Origin of the sequence: Nocardia cyriacigeorgica GUH-2 (genome assembly GCF_000284035.1) — a bacterium.
In the GTDB taxonomy this organism is placed as follows: Bacteria; Actinomycetota; Actinomycetes; order Mycobacteriales; family Mycobacteriaceae; genus Nocardia; species Nocardia cyriacigeorgica_B.
On the sequence record NC_016887.1, the window covers coordinates 1,943,002 to 1,957,106 of the forward strand.

Below are 14,105 nucleotides of genomic sequence, written 5' to 3' on the forward strand. Positions count from 1 at the left end.
CGAGGCCGTTCTGAGATCGTCGAACGTTCGGTGACGCGTCAGGCGTGCGGTGTTCTCATACAGGCACCTCTGCCGCCGACCCGGCGACCCGCCAGCCGACGCTGGTGACGGCCGGTTCGAGGCTCAGTCGGCCCACCGCCGACTCCATCTCCCGGTCGTCGCGCTGATCGCCGACCAGGTCGGCCTGCACCATCACCTGCCCGGCGATGTCACCATTCGTGCTCGACACCGCGACCAGGCGGAAATCGGTGCGGATCAACGCTTGTACGAGTAGCGCCCGCACGTGTGGTTCGCCGGCGTCGTCGGTGACGGCGGTGAACACGTACCGCGCCGGGCGTTCGGTTCCGGCGTCCGGACGGCGATCGACCGCCCGGCCTGCGGCGCGCAGGGCAATGTTCACCGCGACCACGGCCAGCGTCCCCGCCGCGGCGGTGAGGTACATGCCGGCCCCGGCGAGGGCGCCGACCGCGGCGGCGCACCACAGGGTCGCGGCGGTGTTGAGCCCGCGCACGTTGAGCCCGTCGCGGATGATGACGCCCGCACCGAGAAAGCCGATGCCGGAGACGATTTGAGCGGCGACCCGCGTCGGGTCGGCGACCTCGCCGTGGAATCCGTGGGCGGACAGCAGTACGAACAGGGTCGCACCGCCGGCGACCAGCGCGTTGGTGCGCAGCCCGGCCATCCGGGCGCGATATTGGCGTTCGATTCCGATCAGGGCGCCCAGCCCGACTCCGGTTCCGAGACGCAGCAGCATGTCGATGGTGGTCATGGGAGAACCTCTTCCACTCGGCGCGACACCTCACGCCGGCGGATCGGCAGGCTCAGGCGAGGGCGCGACGGCGAAGGTGGCGTGGTGACTGTGTGATGGCACGGCGTTGAGAACTGCCGTCGGGCACGACATCCACCTCCTTCCGATGCGCCGGGGGAGTGGACCGGTGTCGATCACCGGTGGGCACCACTCCTCGTCAGACCTTTGGCACTTCGCGGCGTGAACCCGCCGATGGACGGCGGGAGCCGGTCGGGACCACCCCTTAAGCCGGGGAGGCCTGTCCTGACCCGGGGCGTCTCTCGACGTTCGGGGTCGCCGGCCTGTTTCCGCGAAGGAGCCTCAGCGAACGATGGCACCTAGCGTCGACCAGTAAACGCCGCGGGCGCCGCAGTCGCAACCCATCAGCGACAGGCGTCACAACTGTCGAGCCGTGCCAACGCAGGCTTCGGCGGATCGCACCTGCCTGCGCTGGAACTCGCAGACTTCAGGCGGACACGGACTCCTTCCGCACCCGTTCGGCCAGCTGCGCCGGCATCGGATCGTGACGTAAATAATCACGGCTGAAATGCGCGACGCCGTGGGTCAGCGAGCGTAGATCCACCGCGTAGCGGGACAACTCCAGCTCCGGAACCTCCGCGCGGATCAGCGTGCGCCCGGACTCGGCCGGTTCGGTGCCGAGGATGCGGGCACGGCGCACCGACAGGTCGGTCAGCGCCGCGCCGAGGTAGTCGTCGGGCACCTTCACCCGCACCTCCGCGATCGGTTCGAGCAGATCGATCCGGCTGCCGGCCGCCGCCTCACGCAGGGCGAGCGCACCGGCGGTCTGGAACGCGGCATCGGAGGAATCGACCGAGTGTGCCTTACCGTCGAGCAATGTGACGCGCACGTCTACCAGCGGATATCCCGTCGCCACCCCGCGCGCGGCCTGCGCACGCACGCCCTTCTCGACGGAGCTGATGAACTGCCGAGGCACCGCCCCGCCGACCACCTTGTCGACGAACTCGATCCCGGAGCCCTCGGGCAGCGGCTCCACCGCGATCTCGCACACCGCGTACTGCCCGTGTCCGCCGGACTGCTTCACATGCCTGCCGCGCCCGGTCGCCTTGCCCGCGAAGGTTTCTCGCAGCGCGACCTTGTGCTCTTCGGTATCGACCTGCACCCCGAACCGGGTGCGCAACCGCTCCAACGCGACGTCGCGGTGCGCCTCGCCCAGGCACCACAGCACCAGCTGGTGGGTGCGGTCGTTGTTCTCCACCCGGATCGCCGGATCCTCGGCCACCAGCCGCGACAGACTCTGCGAAAGCTTGTCCTCATCGGCCTTGCTGTGCGCGCGGATCGCGATGGGCAGCAACGGTTCCGGCATCTGCCACGGTTCGATCAGCAGCGGTGAGCCGGTGCCGGACAGGGTGTCACCGGTTTCGGCGTGGCCCAGTTTGGTGACGTAGGCGATATCGCCCGCGACGGCCTCGCCCAGCGGACGCTGCTGCTTCCCGAACGGCGCGGTGATGCCGCCGACGCGCTCATCGGCGTCGTGGTCGGTGCCGGAGCCGTGCCCGCAGATGTGAACGGTGTCGTCGGCGTGCAGGGTTCCCGAGAACACCCGCACCAGCGAGACCCGGCCGACGTAGGGATCCGAAGACGTTCGGATCACCTCGGCCGCCAGCTCACCGGCCGGATCACAATGCAGGGGAGTGGGTTTCGATCCATTGGCCAGATGCACCGCCGAGACTTCGTGTTCGGCCGGTGTCGGGAATCCGGCGGTCATGAGTTCGAGCATCTCCAGGGTGCCGAGCCCTTGCAGCCCTTCCTCGGCAGCGGGTGCCGCGAACAGCACCGGATGGAAGCTGCCGCGCACCACCGCCCGCTCCAGGTCGCCGATCAGCGTGCTCAGCTCGATCGTCTCGCCGCCGAGATACCGCTCCATCAGGGTCTCGTCTTCGCTTTCGGCGATGATCCCCTCGATCAGCCGATCCCTGGCCGGCCCGATCATGTCCAGTTCCTCGTCGGAGGGTTCCTTCCAGGTGCGCCGACCGGTCGAGTAATCGGCGATCCGCTGCTCGAGCAGCTCCATCAGCCCGGTCGCCGGCCTATGCCCATCGGCACTTGCGGCCCCGTACACCGGCAGATGCAGCGGCAGCACATTCTCCGCCGATTCGCCGCCGAGCAGCGCCTGACAGGTCCGTGTCATCTCCTCGAAGTCGGCGCGCGCGGTATCCAGATGCGTCAGCACGATCGCCCGCGGCATCCCCACGCTCGCGCATTCCTCCCACAGCGCCCGCGTCGACCCGGCCACCCCCTCGACTCCTTCGGCCGCCGACACCACGAACAACGCCGCATCCGCCGCCCGCAACCCGGCCCGCAGCTCACCCACGAAATCCGCATACCCCGGCGTATCGATCAGATTGATCTTCACCCCCTCCCATTGCACCGGCACCACCGACAGCTGCACCGACCGATGCTGACGTTGCTCGATCTCGTCGTAATCCGACAGCGACGTCCCGTCCTCCACCCGCCCCGCCCGGTTCACCGACCCGGTGGCCAGCGCCAACGCCTCCACCAACGTCGTCTTCCCCGACCCGCTACCACCGACCAGCGCCACATTCCGGATGGCCTCCGGCCGCCCCACCCCGTTCGCTCTGTCCACCATGACTCACCGTCCTCGGGAATCGACACGCGGTTACATCGAGCTTCCCACCGCCGAGGTGTTCACGTCCACGGTTCCGGTGAACAGTTCAGGCGGCGAATCGGCCGAGGTCACGAGCAGGTCTATCCGCTCGGTCCGATCGGTGTCACCCGGTTGCTGCGATCGCGCCCGTGATCGTGTCGATCCGGCGGGCGAGCGGCGACGAACCCGACCCAGGCGAAGTCGCGAGCCCTGGTGATCGCGACCATCGTCTGCCGGTCCCACAGCTCCGACCGCTGCCGGTCGGCTCCCGAGGAACCGGGCGTCAAGGGGCGGGGTGGTTCGGTGACGTAGAAGATTCCTCGGAACTCGAGCCCCTTCGCCCGGTGAACGGTGCCCACCTTTACTCCTCCCGTCCGCTCGCCCCGATAATCCTCGAGGGGAGTGGCGGGAATGCCGGCCCTGCGCAGTCCGTCGATGACAGCGCCACCGAGCTGACGGCTCGTGGTGATGACGGCGAGTTCGGCCAGCGGGGCCGAGCATCTGCGGATGGCAGCGACCAGGGTGGCGTTCAGTTCGTCGACCGAGCCCTGCCAGTCGACGGTGTGGCCGTCGGGCAGCACGAACTGCGCCTCGTTGAGTGCGCAACCGGGGAGCCCTTCGAATCGACCGAGGGTGTTCAATGCGTTGACCGTCGCCGCCCGGCGGAACACCGCCTCTCTGTTGCGATAGTTCACGCGCAGCAGCGCGGTGCGTCCGCGCACGTCGATACCGGCATCGGCCGGTCGGCACCCACCCTCGTACACCTGTTGCTGGCCGTCGCCGACGAGCAGCAGCGGTGCGTCGTCACCGCCGCCGGCGATGGCATGCGCCAGCCGGAGCCCGTTGAGCGTGATGTCCTGGATCTCATCGACGACGACCATGCCGTAGGGCTGCTCATACGGCTTGTCGCTCAGCATTTCGAGCGCCAGGGAGATCATGTCGTTGAAGTCCGAAATTCCCTGTCGCCGGAGATTGTCGCAGTATTGGAGATAGAGCTCGTTCCAGACGAGTTCGCGTTGATCGCGATCCAGATCGGGACCGCTGCGGCCGGTGCGATCGTGTTCCCAGTAATGCGGGAGGTCGGGGATGCCGCGCCCTTTGATGACCCGGTCGATTTCGGTTCGCCAGTAGTCGGCGCGGGGATCGATGGCGGCCAGCGTGGCTCCGGCGTGGCGCCAGGCGTGCTGGAAGGCGCCATCGGTCTGCCTGGGCTCCACCTTGATGTAGCCGCCGCGATCGATGATCAGCTGGTGCGCCCACGCGTGCAGTCCGACGAACTCGGCGCGGTCGCTCACCTCGCGGGCGAGGCGTCGGAAGTGGGTTCGCTGACAGGCCGCGAGGGTGGTGACGAAGGTCGTGTACAACGCGCGCCCGCTGTTGTACCGGAGGTGCCGCGCCATCCGATGTAGCGCGACCACCGTTTTCCCGGTACCCGCCGGACCACTGATCCGCGCCGGGCCGCGGAATGTGCGATTGACCAGGCTGATCAGTTCGGGGTCTCGAAAGGTCGTCCACTCGTCGAGTGGGCGGCCGGCAGCCGCCGCCCGTTCTTGCCCCCTCAGCTCCGCCGGGTCGAGCAAGGCCTGCTCCGCTGAACTCCGCGGCGAGACATCAATGCGTAGTCGCCGGTAGTTCGACGCCCGCGACTCGACCTGGTCCGCGATCGCCCTGGCTCGTGCCGCACTGAATTCCGCGCCACCTCGCGACAGATGCGCGGCGAAGTCGGCCAGGCGCGTCGGGATTTCACGACCGGATGCCGCTACCTCCACACCATCCGGCAGCAGCAGGATCGCGCGCAGACGTTGTGCGACGAGGAAATGCCGATCATTGTGCAGCCCGGCAACGAGTGTCCGTGCCGCGCGGATGATCTCGTCGGTCCGGTGAAACCGCTGTCCAGGCTCGACGAAGACCAGCAGATACACTCCGCGACTGCCGATCACGATGGCGGCTGCCTCGTTCGCGGGCTGGTGGGGCAGTTCGCGGTGTACAAGGACATGCCAGGCCTCGTCGTTCAACGGCACGCTCAGGAAGTTGCGCTGCCGCGGTGTGAGGTCTGGGATCTGCCGGAGGACTTGGTAGACCCTGGTCCGCCGCGAGTCGCTGTTGGTCATCGCAGAACCCCCTTGCTGCTCGACTTCCAGCAATCAACAGTACGGTTAATCCATTGCAGCCGTGAGTGATTCGATAGCAGAGATCGGAATGTAACCAACCCGCGCGTCCGGACGGATGCGGTGCAGGAGTTGTCAGTACGACCTTCGACGCCACAACCGCTGCCTGCGGAGGCGGGTGTGTGCCCGGCGGTTCAGCTCAATCGCAGCGCGGTCAGGTGCCAATCTCGGCTCCCGGATCGCTCGATGCGGGCGGCCAGCGCCAGTCGTCGCGAGCCGCGTATGTATCGAGCACAGATCTCCGCTGTCTGTTCGTCGACCATCTCCACATGGAGACCGGCCAGAACAGCGGCGCCGAGCTCTCTGCTGGGCACGAGGTCGGCCCGCACCAAGGTGCCGACCGCCGCGACGGTGCGTTCGTCGGCGATCCCGGACAGCTGGGAGACCGGGCGCCGATGGTCGAGTACTTCCAACGCCACTCGCAGCGATCGTTCGGCGGCCAGCCGTGCCTGTTCCAACGCCTCACCGCCATGGTTCGACCGCGCCGCCGAGCACGCCGCCCGGCGGATTCCTGCGGGTTCTCGATGAGTGGATGATCCGGTCCGGGGTCGTAGGCGACTGCGGCACGGCAATGTTTCCGGGCCCGCAGGTAGGGGTGCCCGCGAACCGTTCGGCACGTACGGCCGTGCCGGAGGTTCGTACATGGGAATGGGCAGCAGTTCTATCCGGAACTCATCCATCGGTATCCCCCTCGCAGATGATCGCCGGAGCGCGATCGGCTGGTTGCAGCATGGCATTCGGGAAAATCTGTTCGCCGGGTTTCGCGCCGGATTCGTCGCACACCCGCTGTCGGATCGGCGTTTTCGGAATCGACGGCGTGTCGTGTCGAGTCGGCGGATGGGCGTCGAGTGAGCGAACGGGCAATCATCCGTGGTTCGCCTCACCGGAGTAGGCGGCGTCGGCGATCTTGGGTTACCCGAACGCCGAACAGGGGGGGCTGTCACCCGACTCGCCGCGTTGCTGGGCTGCCGCGCCGAGCGGTTCGAGGCAGCGGGTCGGCGTCCACGATTTGCGACCGGGCCCGGCGCGGTGCCGGGGCTCTGCGCCCGACCCCCACTGCTGTCGCTCACCCCGTACCTTCGGGAACTGGTGCGCAGCAAATGCAACGACATCTGCAAGAACATTCCCAATTCCATTGGCAATAAGCAGATTTCACTGTTGAAACAACAACATTCCGGTAAACTTCCTCCTCGGATGCAAACATCATCCGAAGGTAGGGGATCACTCATGACCGATATTGCTCGTGAGCGCAGGCGCCGGTGGGTGGAGCGCGAACTCGCTGACCTACCGCGGCTCACGGCGGCGCAGCGGCGGTTTCTATCCGTGCCGCTGTCCGAGCGGGATTGGCACATTTTGGTCGACCGCGCGGGTGACAACGAGGGACGGGCGTCGGGGTTCGCGATCGGGCGTACGGGTGTGTATGCCTTGGTGTTCACCGATGTGGTGCCGTCCCGAGGGTATTTGGCGCGGGTGCGCAAACATGCGGAGGAGGCCTTTGCGGGCCTGCTGTTCGGGCGCGAACAGTTCGTCCCGCACATGCTCGACATCATGTTGCTGATGTCCTCGGCGGTGCGGGCGCAGGCACACGATCAGTTCCTCGCGGTCGACGAGTCGACCATTCGGGAAACGTTGATCACGGGCGAAACCAAACTATCGAAACGGCGGGCACGCGATATCGCGCTCTCGGTGGCGGACCGATTGACCTGGTACCAGCACATTTCCACCGAATCGGCGCCTGCAGGGGATGCGGTGGCCGCCGACGGATTGTTCGGTGAATCCACGCTGGCCGAGGAGGCGAGAGCGAATGGTCTGGCCCGCCCGTTCCGCGACTGGATGACGTTCCTGGATCCCGAACAGCTCGCGCTGGTCCACGCGAACTTCAACGGCCCGGCCAGATTCAGCGGACCCGCCGGCACCGGAAAGTCCGTCGTCGCGCTGCATCGCATGGCGCATTTCGCCAAACACCATCCCGGCCGCCTGCTGTTCACCAGCTTCGTCAAGACCCTCCCCGCTTATCACGAGCAGAGCTTCGCCCACCTGGCTCCGCACGCGCGGGGTCGAGCGAAGTTCATCGGCCTGCACGCGTGGACGATCGACTTCCTCAAGCGCCGTGAAGTGCCCTACTACCTCGACTCCACCATTCGGGAAGACGCTTTCGCCCGCGCCTGGAGCCGTGCTCGTGACGTGCTCGGACGGATCGAGGGCACCGATTATCAGTATTGGCAAGATGAGCTGGATCGCACCATCAAGGGCCGCGGCCTGGAGACCCGCGATGCCTACAAGGCGATCAAACGCACCGGCCGCGACGGCATTCAACTGCACGGCAGTCGCCGCGATTACGTGTGGGAACACCTCTATCGCCCCTACCAGGCGCGCATGGCCAATCGTGGCGCCGACGATTTCAACGACATCATCCGCAAAGCGATCGACGAGCTGCGGGCGCGGCCCTTGGACAGCACCGAGGATTACGCCATGGTCGTCGTGGATGAAGTGCAGGATTTCACCCTCATGCAGTTGCGCCTGGTCCATCAGATCGCCGGTGGCGGCCCGGACGCGAACCTGCTCATGGTCGGTGACGGCCAGCAGCAGGTCTATGCGGGCGGCTGGCGCATCTCCGACGCCGGAATTCCGCTGCTGGGTCGCGGCCGTATCCTGCGGCGCAATTACCGCAACCGGGAAGCGATTCTGCGCTACACCCAGCAGATCGAGGCCGGAAACAGCGTCGACGATCTCGACGGGGGCCGCGGATTCGTGTTGCGCGACAGCGACTCCGTACTCCCGGGCGGCGAGGCCAGCGAGCGATTAGTCAGCCGGGCCGAGATCGACACGCTGCTGGTCCGGGCGATCAAGGATTCCGGCCTGCCCGCCACCGATATCGCCGTCATTGTCAGCACCAGGAAGGACGCCGCGCACTTCCAAGCGGTCCTGGAACAGGCCAACTTCCCGGTGCTGTCGCTCGAGGAATACGACGGCACCCAGCTCGACTGCATCAAGGTCGGCACCGTCTACCGGGCCAAGGGCATGGATTTCGCCGCCGTCTTCCACATCGCCGACAAACCCATCGACACCACCCACCTCACCGGCGGGGCCCGCGACCGCGCCGAACTGCTCGCCCGCCAGCGACTGGTGGCCGTGAGCCGTCCACGCGACTACCTGTGGGTCGCGTATCTGACAGACTGACCGGGTGCACGAAGCGCTCGCATACCCGCTTCCACGGCCGACCGAACTCGCCGGAGTCTGGGCGGTCAGACACGGCCAGAGCACCGTGAATGCCGCAGCTGGCGGACCAGACGCCGACTCCCGCAACCGCGTGCCCGACTGGACGATCGAGCTGTCGCCGCTGGGGGAGCAGCAGGCCGCGGCACTCGGCCGATGGTGGTCCGGGCTGGGTGGCGATCGCCCCGGGCTGGTCCTCTGCTCGCCCTATCTGCGCACGAGAAAGACCTGGGCTGCGATGGAGCAGGCCGCACGAGGTTCCGGTGCCCAGCCGGTGGTGGTCGTCGACGAACGGCTACGCGACCGCGAGATGGGGTCGCTGGAACTGTGGTCGCCCGCCAGAATCCGCCGCGACGCACCCGAGGAAGCCGAACGCCGACAGCGCCTGGGGGATTGGTTCTATCGCCCGCCGGGTGGCGAATCGCTGGCCGACGTCACATTGCGCGTGCGCGATCTCATCAACGACATCGAACGGCCCGCCGCGCGCACGCAGGTGCTGATCGTCGCCCACGACGCGACCATCGCTGCGCTGCGCCGAATCTTCTCCGGTCCGGGTTCCGAGCTGCCCGAGGAACTTCCGCCGGTCCCGAATGCGTCTGTTTCCCAGTGGGTTCAGGACCGGGGGCGGCTGAAGTTGGTTCGGTGGGGGGAAAGCGTTTTCGCCTGATCGACCAGCAACCCGATCACCGACGTTCGATCCGCACCGCCGGCGGCGCGACCGGCCCGCGCTCGGTGAGGTAGCCCTCCAGCACGTCGAGATCCACCGGCCCCACCGTCATATCCGTCCCCCGCGTGAACACGCTGAATCCATCACCCCCGGAGGCGAGGAAGTTGTTCGTCGTGACCCGGTACACCGCAACCTCGTTCAACGGCTGGCCACCGATCCGGACGCTGCTCTCGTCGATCTTGTCGCCCGCCGGCGCCGCATCGTCGTAGGCGTAGGAGATGCCGGCCACTGACAGAATGGTCGCCTTGTCCGGGCGACTCCATTGCTGTTCGAGCAGGTCCACGATCTGGCGTCCGGTCAGGCTGACGGTCACCACCTGATTACCGAACGGCTGCGACTGATAGATGCTGCCGAACGTGATCGGCCCTGCTCCGATATCGGCCCGCACACCACCCGGGTTCATGAACGCCGCCACCGCCTGCGCGGGCCCGGCGGTAGCGTCGAGCATGGCGTCGGCGATCAGATTGCCCAACGGCGATTCACCGCCCGGAGCAGCGGATTTGGGCAACGGCGCCGCCGCGGCACCCACTACCCGCTCGGCCCGGGGCGCGGCTTCGGCAGCGAAGAAGTCGATCAGCTCGACCGTCGCCGGATCGGGTGCCACATCCCGCGTCACCACCCGGTTCACGGCCCGCACATCGACATCGCCGTCCCCGAAACGCAACGTGACGTCGGTGATCAGCCGCCCATACGACGCCGCCTGCGTCACGACCTTCCCGTCGAATTCGCACACGTAGGACTGGTGGCTGTGCGCGGTCATCAACACCCGCACCGCCGGATCGGTGCGGCGGGCCAGCTCGGGCACGTTCGGCGTGATGTTCGCGCAACCGTTGTAGTCGGCGTCGGGCACCTGCTGCTTCCCACCGTCGTGCACCAACCCGACGATCACCTCCGCACCCGCGGCGAGCATCTCGGGCACATGCCGGTTGATCGCTTCCGCCGGGTCGCCGAAGCTGTATCCGCGAATCCCTTCCGGGAAGACGATCTGCGCGGTCTCGGGCGTCACCACGCCGACCACACCGATCTTGTGCCCGCCCGCCTCGACCATTGTCCACGGCCGCAGACCGGGCGGCAGCTGCCCGTCACCGTTGGTCATATTCGCCGCCAGATACGGAAACTCCGCCCCGGTGAACGGCGCTCCGGGCGAGCACCCGTCGAGCGCGCAGCCACCCTGCTGCATCCGCGCCAGCTCCAGCACACCGTCATCGAGCTCGTGGTTCCCGACCGCCGACGCCGCCGGCCGCAGCGAATTCAAGTACTTCACCGTCGGCTCGTCATGGAACAGCGACGACACCAGCGGACTCGCCCCGAAATTGTCACCCGCCAACAGCACCGCGCTGTCCGGGTAAGCCGCCCGCAACCGCGCCACATGCGTCGCCAGGTAGGCAGCACCACCCGCGTCCCGGCCCGCGATCTGCCCGTTGGAACCCTCCGGCGGCTGCAGATGCCCGTGCAGATCGTTGAACCCGAACAGATGCACCTCACCAGACTGCGCTTCGGGCAGATCGTCCGTCGAGACGAGCGGGGTCTGGCCGGGAGAAGTCGGCGGCTCGGCGGTACAGCCGACGAGAAGGATCACGCTGAGCAGGCCGGCGCAAGCAGCGGCGACGCGATGAGAGGCGCTCATGCGTCCCGACGGTGACATATCAGGTGGGCCGGAATGCGACGGAGGGGTGAATTCTGACGAATGCCGCCGAGTCGCTTCACCTGGTGCTGCGCCGATAATCCCTGGTCAGCTTCCGTGCGAGGTAGTGGCTGTCGCGACCCACACCGTGCAGCGTTCCGGACAGGATGGACCGCTGGTACTCCAAGCCGATGAACGCCAGACCTGGACGAGCGGTGGACAGGCCGTTGCGATGCGACGGAAACCCGGCCGCATCGACGGTGATCAGACCGTCCAGGTACTGGAGCGCGGGCCGATAACCGGTGGCCAGGATGACGGCGTCGACCCGAGCGGTCCGCCCATCAGCCCAACGCAACTCCGTGCCGTCGGCGGCGGTGAACATCTCGGTGGCCTCGAGCTTTCCGCTGTCGATGAGCTCGCGGTGACCGTCGGTGTCGATGACCGGAATCGTCCCGCTGTGAAAGAACCGGCCCGCCGGCAGCCGCGCGGCCAGCGACAGCACTCGCCAGAACCGAGAATCCGCCGGGATCGGCTCGGTGGTCGCGTAGCGCAGCGGGGTGCGCGAGGCCAGGATCACCTCAGCGTAGGAGGCGAGTTCCACCGCGATCTGGAACGCCGAATTCCCCGAACCGACCACGACAACCCGCTGTCCCGCAAAGGGTTCCGGCGCCCGGTAGTCAGAGCTGTGGCTGACTTCGCCGGTGTAGGAATTCAGCGCAGGAATGTCCGGGCGGTGCGGATTGCCGAACATGCCAGAGGCCGCGATCACCATGGGTGCGGTGAATTCCGTGCCCTCCGTTGTCTGTACGCGGTATCCGCCGTCGACGCGCGACACTCTGTGCACCCGCTGTCCGGTGCGAACCGTCAGGTCTTCGGCGCAGCGCCGCAGGTAGTCGGCGACTTCGTCGCGAGTCGGGTAGCGGTTCGGGTCGCCGGGGAACGGCCGACCCGGCAGTCCGTCGAGGTGAGCCGGCGTGAACAGCCGGAGGCTGTCGTAGTAGTGCGGCCACGAGCCCGCGGTATCGTCACCGGCTTCCAGCACCAGTGGTCGCAACCCACGTTCCTGAAGCGCCAGTGCCGCGGCGATACCGGCCTGACCGGCGCCGATGACGATCGCTGAGGTATCCATGACGGCCCGATCGTGACAGCCGGCCATGCGCGGACGCAAACGAATTACGCCCGGCTGATCACGGATACGAGCATCAGGTCGTTCGACCCCGTCTGCCTCACAAGCACTCCCGACCGCATGAGAGAATCGTCAGCGTTTCACAAGTGAATGGAGCAAGATGAGAATCGCCGCTGTTCTCGGGACGTCCGCTGTTGCTGTCGGATTGGTCCTGTCGGTTCCGGTGCAGGCTTCGGCGCAGCCGGGGTCGGGGTGCCATGAGTCCTATGACCCGTGTGTGCCGATCACTTCTGATGTGGACTGTGCCGGTGGGAGTGGGAACGGGCCGGAGTACACCGGGCGGGTTCGGGTGATCGGGCCGGATGAGTACGACCTCGACCGCGACGGAAACGGAATCGGCTGCGAGAACAGCTGATTCCTGGTTGGCCGGGTCCGGGCCACCGGTCCGGACCCCAGGCCACGGCCGCATCACCCTCCAGGCTGCAACCCCGAGGAAATCTCGACCACGATCTGCTGATCGGTCACCTCACGCACCGTGATCGTGTTGCCCTCGGCCGACCCCGATTCACCCACCGGAACCGTGACTTCCTGCCCGCCCACCGAGAGGGTCACCAGGTTCCCCTCCACCGAGACGACCTTGACCTTCAACCCGAGCACGTTCGCCTCGGCATCAACGCCACGCTCGAACGTGATAACGCAGCCCTCAACCTTGCACTCGCTGGTGTACCCGTCACCCTGAATGGTGCAGGCGCCCGCACCGAACGCGGTCAGGGCGGCGAACATGGACGCTGCGATCAGCCGTCGAACAAACACGCCACCAGTGTAGATCCGCAATTGGCCACAGACCGCCCAACCGCGTCAGTCCTGCCCCTCCGCCATCACCACCACCCGATCCACCCCCGGCGAATACCCCAGCACCGGCCGCTCGACATCCCCCTCCGCGTACATCACCACCGCCTTCCCCAACAGCCGCCCGATCGTGCCGAGAAACCCCGCCAGCACATCAACCCCACCCTGCCCCCGCAACTCCTGCAGATCGACATCGAATTCCACCTGCGACTCGAACCACGGCCGAAAGATCGCCAACAGCTCCGGCCCCACCCGAACATGCAGACTGACGACCTCATCGTCCTCACCCCGCCCCAACACCTCCGCCGCCCCCGGCAACGGCCGCACCTCATCGCCTACCCGAAACTCCCACTCCCACCCACTCGACCGAATCAGGTCGAACACGGCCTGCCAGTCGTCGACGGTGGTGTCGTGCACGTAGATGTCCGGTAGCGCACCCATGACCGCGGGATCGAAGAAGCCCTTGACGTCGTCCCATTTCAAATCCGACATGGGTTCATCATGGTCGACTGGAGTAATACGGCGTGATCGGATCCGTGGATTCACCTCATCGCGGGCAGGTGACGGTCCCCATAGATATGTTCACCTCCTAAGACCCCACCCTTCAAACACCAGCCTGACCATCGGTATCGCGAGGACTATGCCGATTCCCATGCAAATGAGTCCCCACATGTCGTAGATGCTCGCTCGGTGCGATCGGATCTGGCAGCGCCGCAGGAACCCATGTCGGCGGTTGCGACACCGATCGCCCGTGGTTTCCGTCCAAGCCCAACACCGTGAGAAGAACCAGCCCCCGGCGGCAAATGGAGCGGCGAATGTAGTGACAGCGGCGATGGTCATCCACCGCGGTTGAGGAAATATGTCGGCGGGACCGAGCAGAGCGATCGTGCCGCTGATTGCGGAGATGATCAGGGATACGCTCAGCGCGCATGCGACCCGTGTTCTGTCGTGATTCCACCAT

At 66.7% G+C, this 14,105-nt stretch carries 11 protein-coding genes and 1 riboswitch; of the genes, 3 read left to right on the forward strand and 8 right to left on the reverse strand.

Features of this window, described 5'->3' with window-relative positions:
* Window positions 1-55: 55 nt before the first annotated feature.
* The 4 genes from NOCYR_RS08770 to NOCYR_RS30880 all read right to left on the reverse strand — a co-directional run bounded on the left by NOCYR_RS08770 (window position 56) and on the right by NOCYR_RS30880 (window position 6,060).
* Window positions 56-769, reverse strand: coding sequence for an MgtC/SapB family protein (locus tag NOCYR_RS08770; RefSeq protein ID WP_014349999.1), 714 nt, complete (start codon window positions 767-769; stop codon window positions 56-58).
* A gap of 181 nt (window positions 770-950) precedes the next feature.
* Window positions 951-1,127, reverse strand: a riboswitch (M-box (ykoK) riboswitch).
* 126 nt (window positions 1,128-1,253) lie between these two features.
* Complete coding sequence (locus NOCYR_RS08775) at window positions 1,254-3,416, reverse strand: elongation factor G-like protein EF-G2 (RefSeq protein ID WP_014350000.1); 2,163 nt, start codon at window positions 3,414-3,416, stop codon at window positions 1,254-1,256.
* Between the two features lie 119 nt (window positions 3,417-3,535).
* Window positions 3,536-5,545: a UvrD-helicase domain-containing protein gene (locus NOCYR_RS08780; protein WP_014350001.1), complete on the reverse strand. Its 2,010-nt coding sequence runs from the start codon at window positions 5,543-5,545 to the stop codon at window positions 3,536-3,538.
* A gap of 191 nt (window positions 5,546-5,736) precedes the next feature.
* Window positions 5,737-6,060: an Rv3235 family protein gene (locus NOCYR_RS30880; protein ID WP_014350002.1), complete on the reverse strand. Its 324-nt coding sequence runs from the start codon at window positions 6,058-6,060 to the stop codon at window positions 5,737-5,739.
* Window positions 6,061-6,829: 769 nt separating this feature from the next.
* Here NOCYR_RS30880 and NOCYR_RS08790 point away from each other — a divergent pair.
* Together NOCYR_RS08790 and NOCYR_RS08795 are read left to right on the forward strand one after the other, a co-directional pair.
* Window positions 6,830-8,782 (forward strand): UvrD-helicase domain-containing protein, encoded by a 1,953-nt coding sequence (locus NOCYR_RS08790; protein ID WP_081505350.1) that lies wholly within the window; start codon window positions 6,830-6,832, stop codon window positions 8,780-8,782.
* Window positions 8,783-8,786: 4 nt separating this feature from the next.
* Window positions 8,787-9,485, forward strand: coding sequence for a histidine phosphatase family protein (locus tag NOCYR_RS08795; RefSeq protein ID WP_048833194.1), 699 nt, complete (start codon window positions 8,787-8,789; stop codon window positions 9,483-9,485).
* Between the two features lie 16 nt (window positions 9,486-9,501).
* Here NOCYR_RS08795 and NOCYR_RS08800 read toward each other — a convergent pair whose 3' ends face one another.
* Together NOCYR_RS08800 and NOCYR_RS08805 are read right to left on the reverse strand one after the other, a co-directional pair.
* Window positions 9,502-11,172: a bifunctional metallophosphatase/5'-nucleotidase gene (locus NOCYR_RS08800; RefSeq protein WP_081505351.1), complete on the reverse strand. Its 1,671-nt coding sequence runs from the start codon at window positions 11,170-11,172 to the stop codon at window positions 9,502-9,504.
* A 76-nt stretch (window positions 11,173-11,248) separates the two neighbouring features.
* Window positions 11,249-12,298 (reverse strand): flavin-containing monooxygenase, encoded by a 1,050-nt coding sequence (locus tag NOCYR_RS08805; RefSeq protein WP_014350006.1) that lies wholly within the window; start codon window positions 12,296-12,298, stop codon window positions 11,249-11,251.
* A gap of 157 nt (window positions 12,299-12,455) precedes the next feature.
* Between NOCYR_RS08805 and NOCYR_RS30335 the strand changes: the two genes are divergently transcribed.
* Window positions 12,456-12,710: a hypothetical protein gene (locus tag NOCYR_RS30335; RefSeq protein WP_014350007.1), complete on the forward strand. Its 255-nt coding sequence runs from the start codon at window positions 12,456-12,458 to the stop codon at window positions 12,708-12,710.
* A 53-nt stretch (window positions 12,711-12,763) separates the two neighbouring features.
* Here the strand turns inward: NOCYR_RS30335 and NOCYR_RS08810 are convergent, their stop codons facing one another.
* The gene (locus NOCYR_RS08810) at window positions 12,764-13,078 is read right to left on the reverse strand and encodes a hypothetical protein (RefSeq protein WP_014350008.1); all 315 of its coding nucleotides are present in this window, start codon (window positions 13,076-13,078) and stop codon (window positions 12,764-12,766) included.
* Between the two features lie 75 nt (window positions 13,079-13,153).
* A complete protein-coding gene (locus NOCYR_RS08815) occupies window positions 13,154-13,636 on the reverse strand; it encodes a hypothetical protein (RefSeq protein ID WP_014350009.1) in 483 nt (160 codons plus the stop codon).
* Window positions 13,637-14,105: the final 469 nt, after the last annotated feature.

Excerpts from the sequence above, each read along its gene's own strand:
- NOCYR_RS30335 (WP_014350007.1), top strand. The coding sequence starts at position 12,456 with ATGAGAATCGCCGCTGTTCTCGGGACGTCCGCTGTTGCTGTCGGATTG.
- NOCYR_RS08815 (WP_014350009.1), bottom strand. The coding sequence starts at position 13,636 with ATGTCGGATTTGAAATGGGACGACGTCAAGGGCTTCTTCGATCCCGCG.
- NOCYR_RS08805 (WP_014350006.1), bottom strand. The coding sequence starts at position 12,298 with ATGGATACCTCAGCGATCGTCATCGGCGCCGGTCAGGCCGGTATCGCC.
- NOCYR_RS08770 (WP_014349999.1), bottom strand. The coding sequence starts at position 769 with ATGACCACCATCGACATGCTGCTGCGTCTCGGAACCGGAGTCGGGCTG.
- NOCYR_RS08810 (WP_014350008.1), bottom strand. The coding sequence starts at position 13,078 with ATGTTCGCCGCCCTGACCGCGTTCGGTGCGGGCGCCTGCACCATTCAG.
- NOCYR_RS08800 (WP_081505351.1), bottom strand. The coding sequence starts at position 11,172 with ATGAGCGCCTCTCATCGCGTCGCCGCTGCTTGCGCCGGCCTGCTCAGC.
- NOCYR_RS08780 (WP_014350001.1), bottom strand. The coding sequence starts at position 5,545 with ATGACCAACAGCGACTCGCGGCGGACCAGGGTCTACCAAGTCCTCCGG.
- NOCYR_RS08775 (WP_014350000.1), bottom strand. The coding sequence starts at position 3,416 with ATGGTGGACAGAGCGAACGGGGTGGGGCGGCCGGAGGCCATCCGGAAT.
- NOCYR_RS08790 (WP_081505350.1), top strand. The coding sequence starts at position 6,830 with ATGACCGATATTGCTCGTGAGCGCAGGCGCCGGTGGGTGGAGCGCGAA.